Annotated in this window: 8 protein-coding genes; 1 reads left to right on the top strand and 7 read right to left on the bottom strand. The window is 44.0% G+C overall.

All coding sequences use genetic code 11. The features are described from left to right. The first annotated feature begins 59 nt into the window (after positions 1-59). Positions 60-2,048: a glucosamine-6-phosphate deaminase gene (locus HMPREF0650_RS05095; RefSeq protein WP_004348876.1), complete on the top strand. Its 1,989-nt coding sequence runs from the start codon at positions 60-62 to the stop codon at positions 2,046-2,048. Between the two features lie 202 nt (positions 2,049-2,250). Here the strand turns inward: HMPREF0650_RS05095 and HMPREF0650_RS05090 are convergent, their stop codons facing one another. The 7 genes from HMPREF0650_RS05090 to HMPREF0650_RS05055 all read right to left on the bottom strand — a co-directional run bounded on the left by HMPREF0650_RS05090 (position 2,251) and on the right by HMPREF0650_RS05055 (position 15,090). Continuing rightward, positions 2,251-3,306: an asparaginase gene (locus HMPREF0650_RS05090; RefSeq protein ID WP_004348875.1), complete on the bottom strand. Its 1,056-nt coding sequence runs from the start codon at positions 3,304-3,306 to the stop codon at positions 2,251-2,253. Positions 3,307-3,330: 24 nt separating this feature from the next. Continuing rightward, the gene (gene rlmD / locus HMPREF0650_RS05085) at positions 3,331-4,749 is read right to left on the bottom strand and encodes a 23S rRNA (uracil(1939)-C(5))-methyltransferase RlmD (RefSeq protein ID WP_040562516.1); all 1,419 of its coding nucleotides are present in this window, start codon (positions 4,747-4,749) and stop codon (positions 3,331-3,333) included. A gap of 334 nt (positions 4,750-5,083) precedes the next feature. After that, complete coding sequence (locus HMPREF0650_RS05080; RefSeq protein ID WP_004348871.1) at positions 5,084-6,250, bottom strand: glycoside hydrolase family 76 protein; 1,167 nt, start codon at positions 6,248-6,250, stop codon at positions 5,084-5,086. Between the two features lie 110 nt (positions 6,251-6,360). Continuing rightward, a complete protein-coding gene (locus tag HMPREF0650_RS05075) occupies positions 6,361-7,521 on the bottom strand; it encodes a SusE domain-containing protein (RefSeq protein WP_040562547.1) in 1,161 nt (386 codons plus the stop codon). Between the two features lie 31 nt (positions 7,522-7,552). Continuing rightward, positions 7,553-9,166: a RagB/SusD family nutrient uptake outer membrane protein gene (locus HMPREF0650_RS05070; protein WP_004348868.1), complete on the bottom strand. Its 1,614-nt coding sequence runs from the start codon at positions 9,164-9,166 to the stop codon at positions 7,553-7,555. 15 nt (positions 9,167-9,181) lie between these two features. Then, positions 9,182-12,367, bottom strand: a complete 3,186-nt coding sequence (locus HMPREF0650_RS05065) for a SusC/RagA family TonB-linked outer membrane protein (protein WP_004348867.1) — start codon at positions 12,365-12,367, stop codon at positions 9,182-9,184. 1,034 nt (positions 12,368-13,401) lie between these two features. Continuing rightward, on the bottom strand, positions 13,402-15,090 hold the full coding sequence (locus HMPREF0650_RS05055; protein ID WP_004348865.1) for a putative transporter: 1,689 nt from the start codon (positions 15,088-15,090) through the stop codon (positions 13,402-13,404). Positions 15,091-15,102 lie beyond the last annotated feature (12 nt).

Raw genomic sequence — 15,102 nt, 5'->3', positions numbered from 1 at the left:
AACCCAAGGGGCGAGTAGTGTATAATAACTACTAGCCCTTTTTTAATATATGTAAAAATATGAATCTAAATCTAAGTTCAGAGATTGTATTAACCAAAATTCCGGTTGAAATATACCGACCTAAAACGGCTATAGACCGTTCGGAGTTAACACGTTATGAAAAGATACACACGAACATCTTTGCCCAAGAGGAAGAGGGCGCTAAGCATGTGGCAGAAAGTATAGCCGCCATCATCAAGAGCAAGCAAAAAGAAGGCAAGTTCTGTGTACTTGGTTTGGGTACAGGTTTGTCGCTCACACCTATTTTTAAAGAGCTGATTAGCATGTACGAAGCTAAACAGTTGAGCTTTCACAATGTCGTTGTCTTCAATGCATACGAATATTTCCCACTCACATCCAAATCGCAAAACAGTAGTATCAGTCAGTTGTGTACACGCTTTTTAGATCACGTAGATATCGATAAGAAAAATATTTTCACCTTAGATGGTAGCATTTCGCAAGACGATGTGCAGAATCATTGTCGCTTATACGAGGAGCGTATCAACACCTTTGGCGGTATTGACGTGATGTTGATTGGTATTGGACGTAGTGGAAACATTGCCTGCAACGTGCCTGGATCAACAGTTACCAGCAATTCGCGCATTATCTTAGTAGACAATGTGTTGCGACAAGAAATGACTTTGAGCTTTGGAACGAACGAGCAAGTGCCTCCTTGTTCCATCACCATGGGTATTGCAACTTTGTTGAAAGCAAAGAAAATATTTCTTGCAGCTTGGAGTGAAGAGAAGGCTGAGGTTGTTCAAAAAACCGTTGAGGGCGTAATTACCGATGCGCTTCCTGCCTCATTCTTGCAAACTCACAACAACGTTGAAGTATTTATCGACCTGCCTGCAGCGTCTCGTCTGACACGTATCGTGCACCCTTGGTTGGTAAAATCGTGCCAATGGACAGATAAATTGGTGCGTTCAGCATTGGTATGGTTATGCCAGCTCACAGGAAAACCTATCTTGAAGTTGACGAATAAAGATTACAACGACCACGGCTTGAGCGAGTTGTTGGCGCTTTATGGTTCGGCTTACAATGCCAATATCAAGATTTTTAACGACTTACAGCATACCATTACTGGCTGGCCAGGTGGCAAACCCAATGCCGATGACACATATCGTCCAGAGCGTGCAAAACCATTTCCCAAACGAGTAATTGTCTTTTCTCCACACCCCGATGATGATGTAATCTCCATGGGCGGCACCTTACGCCGACTGGTTCAGCAGGGACACGACCTGCATGTGGCTTACGAAACCAGTGGAAACATTGCCGTAGGTGATGAAGAGGTAACGCGTTTCATGCACTTCATCAACGGATTTAATCAGATATTCGATGGCGAAAAGGATAAGGTGATTAAGCAAAAGTATGGTGAAATCAAGAAATTCTTAGCAAATAAGAAGGATGGCGATATCGACACCTTAGATGTAAGAACTATCAAAGGGTTGATTAGACGAGGCGAAGCACGCACGGCTTGTACATACAATGGCGTGCCATTAGACCATGTTCACTTCCTTGACTTGCCTTTCTACGAGTCGGGTAAAATTGAAAAACTGCCGATGACGGAAAAGGATGTCGAGATTGTACGCCAACTCTTGCAAGAGGTTAAGCCTCATCAAATATATGTAGCAGGCGACTTGGCCGACCCACATGGTACTCATAAGAAATGTACTGATGCCGTGTTGGCTGCTCTTGAACTTGAAAAAGAAGATGGAGCAGAATGGCTGAAAGAATGTAGAGTGTGGATGTATCGTGGTGCTTGGGCTGAATGGGAAATTGAAAACATTGAGATGTGTGTACCCATGAGTCCAGAAGAGCTGCGTGCTAAGCGCAACAGCATCTTGAAACATCAGAGTCAGATGGAGAGCGCACCATTCCTTGGCAACGACGAACGTTTGTTCTGGCAGCGCTCTGAAGACCGCAATCATGCAACCGCAGCGCTTTACGATAGTTTAGGATTGGCATGCTACGAAGCCATGGAGGCATTTGTAGAGTATAAAGTATAGGTAGGATTTTTTCATCTGTCTGAATGCAAGCAAATATCTTTTTCGGAAGAAAAGATATTTGCGACGCATGAAAGACAGCTGGTCGAGATGAATGATTTACCCCAGTTAGAGGTAGGCTTTAAAAACATTCGAGCTGTTTCAACTCGTTTATAGCCATTCCTTTAACTGGGGTAACTCATGCTTATGCTAAGAGGATAAAGGGTCAGTTCATGGTGACGTTTGGAGGAAGGGTAATCTCACCTGCTATCGATTGTTTCATCTTTTGGCAGATAGTGGCATAGTCATCATATTGAGCCTGCAAAAACATTAACTTGGCAAGAGCGGCTTCAACGGTACTGTCGTAACCGCTGACAACACCAGCATTTTGTAATTGATACCCATTGTCATAACGCGACATCTCCACATTGCCCCATACGCACTGGCTTACATTGACGACAATGACACCTCTTTCCGCAGCTTGGCTAAGCAGATGGGTGAGCCATGGCGTCTGAGGCGCATTTCCGCTTCCATAACTGCGCATCACAATGCCCCTCAAGTTGGGTACTTCAAGAATTTGTTGCACAATATCTTCCTGTAAACCGGGAAACAGTGACAAAGCCATTACATGAGGATCCAAGTGTGTATGGGGAACCATAGGCTTCTTGAAGTTGGGCTTCAAAATAAGATGCTCATGATAGGTGAAGTTAACGCCCGCATCACAGAGGTGTGGAAAGTTGAAAGAATCGAAGGCATTGAATCCATCTGCATTTTGTTTCGTACTGCGATTGCCACGCAACAAACGGCCATTGAAATAAATACACACCTCTGGAACAATGGCCGTTCCGTCTTCGTGATGAGCCGAAGCCAGTTCGATACTTGATATGAGATTTTCCTTTCCGTCTGTTCGCAACACCCCAATCGGCAACTGACTACCTGTCAGCACAACGGGCTTTGTGAGGTTTTCCAGCATGAATGATAGGGCAGAGGCGGTATAGGCCATGGTATCGGTTCCGTGCAGAATGACGAATCCGTCATAATGTTCATAGCGTTCGCTGATGATGGTCACCAGCTTTGCCCACATGGTGGGTGTCATGTCACTCGAATCAATGGGGGGAGTGAACTGATAGACGTCAACATCTGTCTGAATCAATTCAAACTCCGGCACGTTCTCAACCAAATGATGGAAGTCGAGAGGCTCCAAAGCACCAGTCTTGATGTTCTGCCCCATGCCAATGGTGCCACCGGTGTAGATTAGTAAAACCTTGTTTGTTCTTTTCATAGTAGATTTGTTTTAGACTCTGTCTTAGCGTTGCTCAAGCAGTACCACGTTCTCAACATGCGGCGTGTGAGGGAACATATCGACTGGCTGAACGGCCATTACCTTGTACTGCTCATCCAACATTTGCAGGTCGCGCGCCTGTGTTGCAGGATTACAACTAACGTATACAATACGTTGTGGAGCTGCTCCGAGAATGGTGCGAACCACATCTGGGTGCATGCCGGCGCGTGGTGGATCGGTGATGATAACATCAGGTCGGCCATGTTCGGCAATGAATTCTTCGGTAAGAATGTCCTTCATATCGCCTGCGTAGAACTGGGTGTTGTGTATGTCGTTGGCTGCCGAATTGACTTTCGCATCCTTGATGGCATCTTCTACATATTCAATGCCGATGACTTCCCGGGCTTCTCTGGCCACGAAGTTGGCAATGGTACCCGTCCCCGTGTACAGGTCGTAAACCAACTCTTTACCGGTAAGTTGGGCAAATTCACGTGCCACGCTGTATAGATGGTAAGCTTGATTGGTATTAGTTTGATAGAAACTCTTGGCTGCCACTTTGAACTTTAGGTCGCCCATGGTTTCCGTGATATGATCTTTTCCTTTGAACACCACAACAGTTTGGTCGCCAAAGGTATCGTTACACTTCTGGTTGTCCACATAAAGTAGGGAAGTTATCTGTGGAAACGAGTCGGCCACATGCTGCAAAAGTCCATGCGCACGTTGCTCGTCGCCCTCTTCCTGGAACTTAAACTGAACCAGTACCATCCATTCACCCGTGTTCGCACTGCGTATCATGATGTCGCGCAGCAGTCCCGTTTGTGCCCTCAGGTCAAAGAAGCTGATGTCGTGGTCGATGGCATAGTCGCGAATGCAGTTTCTGATTTGATTGCAGAGGTCATCCATGAGCCAACATTTCTCAATGGGATAGATCTTATCAAAGGCTCCTGTGATGTGAAAACCAATGGCATTCATGTGGTCATATTTCACACCGCTGGTCACTTCTTCCCAAGTCAGCCATCGTTTGTTGGAACAACCAAACTCCAGTTTGTTGCGGTATTCATACGTCTTTTCCGACCCCATGATAGGTCTGAATTCGGGTAATTCTATCTTACCGATTCGCTCCAGTTGGTCGTGTACTTGCTTTTGTTTAGCCTTAAGTTGTTCTTCATAGGGCAACATTTGCCACTTACATCCACCACAAATTCCAAAATGCTGGCACTTTGGCGTTTGTCGCACATCACTGTATTTGATGAAACGTACCACCTCGGCTTCGCAATAGTGGTGCTTTTTTTTGCGCACTTGTAAATCTACCACGTCTCCAGGTACAGCAAATGGCACAAATACAACCATGTCGTCTATGCGTGCCAACGACTTTCCTTCGGCGGCCACGTCCGTAATCAGGATATTTTCTAAAAGGGGTAAAGGCTTCTTTTTTCTTGACATCTTGCTTGTTTTGGTTGGTAAAATTAAGCTAAAATCTGTAATTGTCCAAACAATTTGACAATATTTTCTTGAAGAACAATTGAACTGGCTAACCATCTCAAAATTCATGTTCGTATGAAGCCTGTCATCCACACCTTTTCAATAGCATGTAGATTGGCGTGTAAAGTCAATGAGTTTGACCTTGAAAGGCATTGACTTTGGAGGCCAAACTCAATGCTATTGGCAGGCATGAAAAATATAAAAACGGCAAGATGTCATGCATCCTGCCGTTTGATGTTAATAACTTTCTATGGTTTAGCTATATATGAATATCTGAAAAAGCTAAACTATAGCGTTATTTTTTGTTCTTTTCATAATAGGCTCTCATTTCCATCAAGGTAGCCCCCGATGTTTGTGAGGTAAGCTGTGTGGTTCCAATTGGAGCCAAAGCCCAGTTGGGTCCAAAGAGCATAACCTTCTTGTTGACACCCTTGCGCCACAACACTTCTGCGTTATTGTCTAAGAATGTTGTGAATTTTTTGGCATAAGCAGCATTCAAGTTAGGCTCCAAAACCAATTGTGTGAAGTATCTCATGAAGACACCTTTGAACAAACCGCCATCGCCTTCACCCTCGTTACGCAATATATTGTTGCCAATATCAATCATCGAGGCATTGCTGATGCAGTAATAAGCCGCTTTGCGGGCATCGTTCAAGTAAATATCGTCGCCGGTGAGCTTGTACAACTCGTATGCAGCACCCACGAACGTTCCTTGATTGTAGCTTAGGGTCATGGTGTTTAGTTCGCCTGTTTTAGTGTTCAGGTTGTCATAAACGGCACCCGTAGCTTGATTGAAGAGGGTTTGTTTTTCCCACTCGTAGATTTTTTTTGCCCAGTTTAAATCATTCTCATCCTTTGTTGCCTGGTACAACCGAGCTGCTAATATGGCTGCCGGGCCGTTAGAGCAAGCATTCTTGCTGTGTTGATTCTTCTTTCGTTCCCAGGCGATGCCACCTTCTCCCAGCTCGTTCCATCCGCCTTTGATCCAGGTCCAAAGCTCTTTGGTGGCGTCGAGATATTTGGTATCTTTCGTTGCTTCGTAGAGGCGTAGCATGGTGAGTGCAATCCATTCGGAATCATCATAAAAGTCGTTTAGATAATTACGTCCGGGATTGGAGAAGTTTGCAGCTTTGATACCTTCGAACCATTGGTCGAACAATAGTGAATACTTGGCGTCTTTCGTACGCAGATAGGCGTCGATGACCGCATCCATGGCATGCGCCTGTGGCCAGTAATTATTATCGTGGCCGAGCTCAAAGCGGTCGGCGTGATATACAAAATAATGAGCTTTCTGATCCCAGAAGTGCTTGATGAGCGATGACGTTGCACTGTCGGCTGCTGCGTTCCAATCAATAGTATATTGATCACGCCCATAGGTATATTCATCTTCGATGTCAGAACATGACTGCCAGGTTGATGCTCCTAACACGAACAGGAATAGATATAGAAATGTTTTTTTCATTTTATGCTTATTTATTATCAATGAGTGGGGTAGAGGAAGAGCCTGTCAGCTTGTGCAGTTGGCTGGTTGAATGTCAACCAATGTAATAGCTCGTCCTCTACCTCTTTCCATTATTTTGCTATCTCTACAGTGTGACGGTATGCACCATCGCCATTAAGGTAGAATGTGAACTTTGACTTGTTACCGGTCTTCTCCGTGTCAAATTTGTCTTGAAGCTTCCACTTCTGATCCCATTGTGAAGGTCTGTATTCCTTCATTTCGTAGTATGAATCAGCCTCGGCGTCTCCAGGAGCACTATCAAGTCCGGCGTTGGTAGGACCCCAATGGACAGTAGACCGTACGCCATCTTTCTCGAGCACCATTTCAAATTTGTAACGTTGATCACGTCCCCAACCTTCTTGTTTGAACGGTGTAGCCCCCGAACCGATCCATGTTCCGTTGCATTGGTATGCCAGAGGTATGGTTACAGTATTCTTAGGACTGAAGAAGAAGCCTACACTCTCTACCTTTGATAGCTTAGCTGTTGCGATAGAGAAGTCGAGATTGATGCGATACACACCCGTTTCGGCTACTGTAGCCGTACCCAATGTAGCATTGCTCTCTTTCAGAGTAGCGCCGTCAATGAAGAATTTTCGGGGTTCATCTTTCTTGTTGTCAATAAAATAATAGGGCTTTCCGGCTTCCAATTTGGTGAAAATCTCGAATTCACCACTCTTCGGTGCCGAGAATGCCAATGCCTTGTTCACGTCGTTGTGCCCTTCAGAACCTTCTCCGGTGATGAACAGTTGAGTAGGAATTTCTGCAAAACCCAACAGACGAGTTATCTTAATGGTGCGCACTTCTGTGCTGGTTACCTGATTGATGCCACGTGATGATACAACTGTCCACTTCAAGGTTCCAGTTTCACCACTTCCCAATCCAGCCAGCGATGCAATCTTGTCAAGGTTCTTGTGACTGATGGTTGCATAATTGCGAGAGCCGTTGTTGTCAGAAGTAATGCGGTAAACAGGAGTTGAGAAATCGCCATCCTCTTTGGCGAACAACACTTCGTACAGTGGTGTGTTACCGTCTTCGGCCAAGGCGGAAGACCATTCAAAGAAGGTTGTTGCTGTTTCAGAAGCTTTCAGTTGTACGGTCTGTCCGTCTTTTGGCGACATGAGTTGTTTGACAGCTGTAACGTTTACATCTTTATACTCCATGTCTTCTGTGCATGACGTGCCAAGAAAAAGGGCACTAATCATCAGCAGGGATGAAAATATTTTTGTTTTCATAATTTTGTATGTATTATCTTTATTCTTGTTATTAGTTAGCATATCCGGGGTTATTTGGCTTCAAGTTTGGATTGATGTCCATTTGCGACTGAGGCACAGACCATAGGTAGTCACGCGCATCGAGGAACTGATAATTGTCCAAACGAATGTAGGTGTTGTTGGTTCCGTATCTGGCACCATGCATGTACCCATTGAGATATTCGGTTCCGGCCTTCCATCGTTTGATGTCAAACCATCTTAAGCCTTCTAAAGCAAGCTCTGAACGACGTTCTATGCGCAGCGTCTGGCGCATTTCTGTCTGTGACTGTTCTGCTGGGAAGTTAAGAGCTTTTGGCTTTGTAAAGCCGGCACGTTCGCGGATGGGACGAATAGTTTTGTTCCAAACCTCGGCTGTCATCTTTCCTTGTTCATTCATGGCTTCTGCATACATCAATAGTACGTCGGCATAACGCATGGTGATGATGTTTAAACCTGATGCCATACCTGCTTCATGATGCTTGTCATAGTATTTTCGAACATAGTAGCCTGTTGCCGAAGAGTTGCCCGTGAGTCCTTTGTATCCATCGGGTGTGTTCTTCTTAGGATTGGTGTAGATAATCTCACCAACAGAGCCATCCTTGATATTTCCACTCCAGTCGTACCCATCGTAGATAACGGTTCCGGTGAGACGGGGGTCACGATTGACATAAGGACGAGCCTCGTTGTAGGTCTTAGAACTGCTGATAGGGTCTCCATCGAGTGTAATGAAGTTGTCTACCAGTTCTTGTGTCGGAGCCGTGGAGATGACGCGAGCATCTTTAGAAAGTGGAGCCATGTCGTTCATCTCACCCCATGTGCGGGTAGAGGGAACATATGCACAGTCCATAATGACCTCTGAGTTGTATTCATTCTCACTTTCAAACAATCCACTGAAGCTAGGGAACAATTTGTAAGTTCCATGACTTCCATCCATAATCTGTCCGGTATACTTTTCTACATTGGCCCAGTCGTTGTCATAAAGGTAGACACGTGCTTGGAGCATCAATGCGGCTGCCTGGGTGATTTTGCCATTTTCCTCTACAGATAGTTGGTCACGGGTGGGCAAGTACTGCATGATGTCGTCCAGTTCTTGATGAATGAATTCGATGACTTTTGTACGTGGTGTGCGACTAATCGTATTCGCTTCTTCCAGTGTGATGTCCTTGGTGAAAAATGGAATGTCACCATAGAAGTTAGTTAGACGGAAGAAGAGTGATGCACGGATGAATCGGGCTTGTGCCTTCATGTTGTTCTTCACAGCTTCTGTTGCATCCAGGTTATCGATATTTTCCAAGATGACATGTGTGGTCTTAATACCTCCATAGAGATTACTCCACTCGTTGGCAAAGATGGATGTGGCTGGGTCAGCGATACCATTGCGAATGGTTCGTTGGTCAGTGAATCCACGTCCTTGGAACACATTGTCGCTCAAAGCTTCGTCTTGCCACATTTTTCCGGCACTGTACAACTGGTTGTATGCCATATTCAGCATGTACTGTGCCTTATCGATTGATGTCCAGAAGGATTTGTTAGTGTAGCTGTTCGTTGGCTCGTTGTCCATTCCGTTGCAACCAGCCAGTATGAATACAGCTATAAAGCATGTTATCAAATATTTTATTTTCTTCATTTTCGTTCCTCCAAATTAGAATTCAATGTCTAAACCAAAACCATAATACTTCAGCGTAGGGTAGTTGCGCCCGCTATTCGCACCGCCATTTCTCATCTGGTTGTTGAACTCAGAAGACTCTGGGTCGATGAATGAACAGCTACTGAACGTAAACAGATTTTGCCCTGTGACATACACTCTTAGCTTCTGCATTGACATCTTATCTGTCCAAGCCTTAGGCAATGTGTAACCTAGTGTGATGTTTTTCAAACGAAGGTAGGCACCATTAAGCAAGTACATGTCTGATCCCAAACGGAAATTATTGGCTGTAGAGGTAGAACCCGGTGCGCTCAACCGAGGATATTTTGCATCTGTATGGGTTGGAGTCCAATAATCAAGCTGGTGTTTGAAAATCACATACGAGTAATTAGAGTGGAAGGGTTCGAGCAATTCTCCACGTACAACCATGTCACGCTTGCCTACACCTTGTGCAAAAAGGCTGAAGTCTAATCCTTTCCAGGCAACAGCGTAGTTGAAACCGAATGTGTAGCGTGGAAATGCATTACCCAGTATGAATCGGTCTTTAGGGTCGATGATACCATCGTTGTTGCGGTCTACATATTTATTATCACCGGGCTGAACGGTTAAACCCACGGGTAGGGCAGAGGCTTCTATCTCTTCATAACTTTTGAAGAAACCGTCAGTGCGGTATCCATAATATGAGCCCAAAGGTACACCTACACGCTTAAGAATATAAATCTCGTCGGCCTGTGTAATCTGTTCTTCATTAGGAAACTTTTCCAACTTATTGAAGTTGTCTCCAATGTTTGCCATGAAGTTATGAACGAAATCACCTGACTGCAATCTGTAGTTCAGTGCCAGCTCCCATCCGCGGTTGCTGACCTCACCAAGATTATCCATGTTTTGGACGGTTCCGTATACAGAAGGAACAACTGGCTTCATCAAGATGTCAACCGTACGCTTGTTGAAGTAATCGAAAGAAACCGTCAAGTTGTTTTTGAAGAATGTGGCATCAAAACCTACATTGAAGGTTCTTGTCCGTTCCCATTTCAGCTTATCGGTACCAAGCACAAAGCCCGCTCCGGTTACTTCTTTGTTGTTGTAAGCATAGGTGTTATTGAACATGTTGTAAATGGTGTATCGGTCATAAATCCCGATGGTTTGGTTTCCCAGGACACCATAAGATCCTCGAACCTTCAAGTCGCCCACATGCTCTTGATAGTTCTTCATCCATTGTTCATCAGAGATTCTCCATCCCAAGGATAGTGATGGGAAAAATCCCCAACGATAGTCTTTGGCGAACTTGGAAGAGCCGTCGTATCTGAAGTTAATCTCAGCATAATAACGTTCACGATAGTTATAAGCCAGGCGGCCCAATACGGATGTAATACTGGTTCTCCTCATATCTTCCGGGAAGACATGAGAACCATTACTGGTTGTAATCTCTGCCTTGTCACTGGCAGATGTACCCAGATCGGCATTGGCATAGTCTATTCTGACTTGGTTTCCGCGACCTGTCTCCGACTCATTGGTAACACCCAACAAAGCACTTACATTGTTGTTTCCGAAACTTTTGTTATAATCGAGCAACAACTGCGTGTTAATCATATACGAATCATAATTCCAGTTTTCAGTATAGTTCTTATCATTACCGTAACGCGATGGCTTCTCCTGGTCGGCACTATAATAATAAGGTACCCTCAATGTGCGGGTATAACGCGATTGCCCAGCAACGTCAACGCCAAAAACGCCACGTAGTTTCAATCCGTCAATGATTTTATATTCGGCATTAAGGTTGGCTACAAAATCGTTATTGCGGTATTTGTTGGTTCCTCCAGCCTCAAGGTTACCCAATGGAGTAAACTCGGTGAGATAGCTGTTGAGCAAATATTTTCCATTAGATTTCAGCTGGTTATAATAGTAAGGAGGAACACGCGTAGCATCAATTTCCAAGCTTCCACCGGTAGTCGACACGCTATTGTTGCGCGTAAAGGCCAGCAAGGCCTGAATCTTGAAGCGTCCAACTTCGGTCGTAATGTTCGAACGTAAGTTATAGCGTTGTATGCCAAAAGCATCATTCCCCACATAGTTGCTTTCCTGATCGTAGTAACCCAGACTTACCATGTAAGTGGTTTTCTGACTACCACCTGAAACACTTAAGTTATGGCTCTGCTGCAAGGCTGTACGGAAGATTTGATTCATGAACCAGTTTTCCTCATCTCTGTGTTCGTACAGGTCACGAATCTGTGCAGGAGTGAACTCTGGAGTCATGCCCGAGTTGGTCAATGCCAGATTCTTTAGCGTTGCATTTTGGTAACCTTTTACAGGCGTAAACAGAATGTCAGGGTCTTCCCATCCCACTGCAGTGTTCAATCGAACACGCGTAGGCTCATTAACGCGTCCCTTCTTAGTGGTTACCAGGATGACACCATTGGATGAACGAGATCCATAGATGGCAGCGGCACCAGCATCTTTTAAGATGGAGATGTTCTCAATGTCATTAGGGTTCAGGTCATTCAAGCTACCTTCATTGGTCACCAATCCATCGATGACAATCAGGGGAGAGTTGCTGTTGGTGGTGCTGATACCACGCACATTTAGGTTGGTGTTCTCCCCATTGGGGTTATAGCTCTTACGTTGAATGATTAAGTTGGGCGCAGCACCTTGCAAAGCTTGTGTGACATTAGCCACAGGCTTGTTTTCTAAGATGTCGCTTTTCACCTGGTCAACCGCACCCGTAATGCTGCGTCTTGTGGTGGTGCCATAACCAATGACCACCACTTCGTCTAATATTTTCTTGTCTTCCTTTAGGGTGATTTGCAGATTTTTACGCCCTTGAATGTTAATTTCCTGCTCGATGTACCCGACATAGGATATCTGCAACTTCCCTTGCAATGATGCATTGATTTGGAAATTACCATCGATATCGCTCACGGTACCCTCATTACTGCCTGCCACCTTGATGGTAGCACCGATAATGGGTTCGCCGTTCACATCGACAATTGTTCCTTTTACAAGCTGATTGTTGTCTTGTTGCAGGTCACTGATGGTCAGTGACTGCCGTGTTTCGTTCTTTAGAACAGCCTTATCAATGGTGTTCTTCCCCTGTCCTGTATCCACCGTTGCATACGCACTGGGAGAGATAGAGAACAGCGAAACACTCAACAACAAGTACAGCTTACTGCCTTGTTTGCTTTTCATTTGTTTACTTTTAAATTAAAATTGTTAGACTTATTTTTTTGTTATGCTTTTGACAACACTGTTTTGAAGTTGATTAGAAATCAATTTCCAGTTTAGTTCGTCATCTAGTTTATGCATTTAGTAATAGCTTTTCTGAAGTCATTTTTCACAAATGTCTTAGAATAGAAGAATGCAAATTTAAGATAAAAAGTTGGTATACAGAAATAAATAGTTGATTTTAAGCTCAAATTCCAGCGACTTTTGTCAAACAAAGCGCAGAAAGGCAATCATAGCCAGTAAGCGATAGACATGTTGTCGAAGATTTCATGCGAACGCTTTTCATTTGTGGGCTGGATGAAAGAATAATCAGTATCTATGTTGAATTATTTTGACAGTGAAAGCTTTATTCTTTGGCGTATTTGCAAACAAGCATACATGCGATTGCAAATACGGCAAATATGAGCGATTTGTTTATATGTCTGTTACTCAATGAGTTGTTGTTAAAACAAAGATTTAATGAACTGTTTTTCAAACTGTTTAGGCTCAAAAACATTGACTTTAGCGTACAACTAGCATGCTTTTACCATCCAAGAACATGTTATTTGATTGATTAAGGGGTGTCTTTTATAGAAAAAACTCATTGCTTTTGTGCAATGAAATCGATTTTTAGGAAAAATAATGAATGATGTGCTTCCTGCAAGCCTATTGATTTTTTCTAGATTGAAAGTTTTTAAGTGCCGTTTTTGGGCTACTTTTTGATAAAAAAAGCGGACATTGATTTGTGCTGTATTCTATTAATAATGTTTGGCAGTGATGTAGTAAAAGCCAAATTAAATAGAAGTATAAAGCACCTGTTGGTTCAGTTATTCTTGGTTGATACGCTCAAGCTATATGATAGGTTGATGGCTCATATCATAAGCACTTAAGCTAAACGAGTGAAATTAATTTAGCATATCAATCATTCTGTACAAAGATTTGTTGGTGATGAAGTTTACACCTTGCAGACTGACTTATATGCTAAATTAATTTTAGAAACGGTAATATCCTAATTTACATCATCCACAGCAGAACAAAACAATGAGCTGAGCTGTGAAGATTCGGAGGAACATGCTTAACGGATAAACAGTGGAATAACCCGTTGATGGTGCGTCATGCGAACAAACTTGATTGGCGTATGCCAACGCAGGTGGATCGGTATAAGTACCTGCTATCATGCCCATAATGGTGAAATAGTTGAATTTAAACTTCAAACGGGCAATGGTGCCGACAATAAGAATGGGAATGACGGTAATCAGAATGCCTGTGTAGACGTATTTCAATCCGTCACCTTGAATAACAGTGTTAACAAATCCATCTCCGGCTTTAATACCAACACTGGCTAAAAAAAGAACCAAACCAATCTCGCGCAGCATCATGTTAGCCGATGTTGTGGTATAAGTCACTAGTTTCATTCTATAGCCATAGCGCCCAATCAAGATAGCGATGATCAACGGACCGCCTGCAAGACCCAGTTTCATGGGGACAGGCATGCCAGGAATGGCAATGGGGAAACTACCAAAGAGGATTCCTATAAAGATACCGATGAAGATGGTTGCAATGTTAGGTGCGTTGAGGCGTCGCATGGAGTTGCCCATCATGCGTTCTACGCGATTGACGTTTTCTTCATGACCTACCATCATGATGCGGTCTCCTACATGTAAGTGTAGGTCGTGAGTGGCGAATAAGTCGATGCCCTGGCGTGTGATTCTTGTAATGTTAACACCGTAAACACTGGAGAAACGCATCTTGCCAAGTACCTTTCCGTTCATCGACGGACTCGTAATGACTACTCGTTTAGAAATCATAGGTTGTTTCTTTTCTTCTTCAACCCATGGCAATTCTGCTGCGTGTCCAAAGCTTTTGATGACTTCTGCGTCAGCCTCCGCACATACGATAAGCATCTCGTCGCCTTTGTGCACCACGGTTTCGCCATTTGGTATCTGGATGATGTCATCGTGTTTCAGCCTCGAACAGATGAATTCTCGATTCAAGAATTCTGAAATCTCATGCAACGACCGTCCCTCGATGTAGGTGTTGTCCACGCTAAGACGAATTTGGCACGGCTTGACAGATGTATTGTCTTCTTCTGTTTGTATCAGTTTGTCCTCTTCTTCATTCAAGTTAATTTTGCAAATGAAGCGTATGGCAATGGTTGCAGCGATGATACCCAACACGCCAAGAGGATAAGCGCAGGCATAACCACTGGCTATTTGTGGAACGTTGCCATTTGTAAAAACAGAGGTGAGTGCCTCGTTAGCAGCTCCCAAGCCTGGTGTATTGGTTACAGCGCCATAAAGCGTTCCTACCATCATGGGCAGATTGGTCACATCAGAGGTGTCGAAAAAGATAAAATAACAGGCAAACATCACGGCGATGTTGAGCAAAACAGCCGTTGTGGTAAGCATGTTGAGGGTGACACCGCCACGTTTGAAACTTTCAAAAAAGCCAGGACCAACTTGTAATCCAATACAGAAAACGAATAGAATCAGACCAAAATCCTGAATGAATGTCAGCAGACTGACAGGTGCGGTGAATCCAATGTGTCCCGCAACAATGCCGGCAAAGAGCACGAAGGTAACGCCTAAAGAGATGCCACCTATCTTAACTTTTCCCAATAAAACGCCAATAGCGATGACACTTGCGTAGAGTAAAACAATGTGCGCAACTGACTCGTTGTTGGTAAACAATTCAATTATCCAGTCCATGTCTGTGGTTTT

Source organism: Hoylesella buccalis ATCC 35310, from assembly GCF_000177075.1.
GTDB lineage: Bacteria > Bacteroidota > Bacteroidia > Bacteroidales > Bacteroidaceae > Prevotella > Prevotella buccalis.
Note: the sequence above shows the minus strand (reverse complement) of the source record. Positions and strands in the feature narration are given on the sequence as shown.

Coding starts and splice junctions, on each gene's coding strand:
- HMPREF0650_RS05095 (WP_004348876.1), top strand. CDS start 60: ATGAATCTAAATCTAAGTTCAGAGATTGTATTAACCAAAATTCCGGTT.
- HMPREF0650_RS05090 (WP_004348875.1), bottom strand. CDS start 3,306: ATGAAAAGAACAAACAAGGTTTTACTAATCTACACCGGTGGCACCATT.
- rlmD (WP_040562516.1), bottom strand. CDS start 4,749: ATGTCAAGAAAAAAGAAGCCTTTACCCCTTTTAGAAAATATCCTGATT.
- HMPREF0650_RS05080 (WP_004348871.1), bottom strand. CDS start 6,250: ATGAAAAAAACATTTCTATATCTATTCCTGTTCGTGTTAGGAGCATCA.
- HMPREF0650_RS05075 (WP_040562547.1), bottom strand. CDS start 7,521: ATGAAAACAAAAATATTTTCATCCCTGCTGATGATTAGTGCCCTTTTT.
- HMPREF0650_RS05070 (WP_004348868.1), bottom strand. CDS start 9,166: ATGAAGAAAATAAAATATTTGATAACATGCTTTATAGCTGTATTCATA.
- HMPREF0650_RS05065 (WP_004348867.1), bottom strand. CDS start 12,367: ATGAAAAGCAAACAAGGCAGTAAGCTGTACTTGTTGTTGAGTGTTTCG.
- HMPREF0650_RS05055 (WP_004348865.1), bottom strand. CDS start 15,090: ATGGACTGGATAATTGAATTGTTTACCAACAACGAGTCAGTTGCGCAC.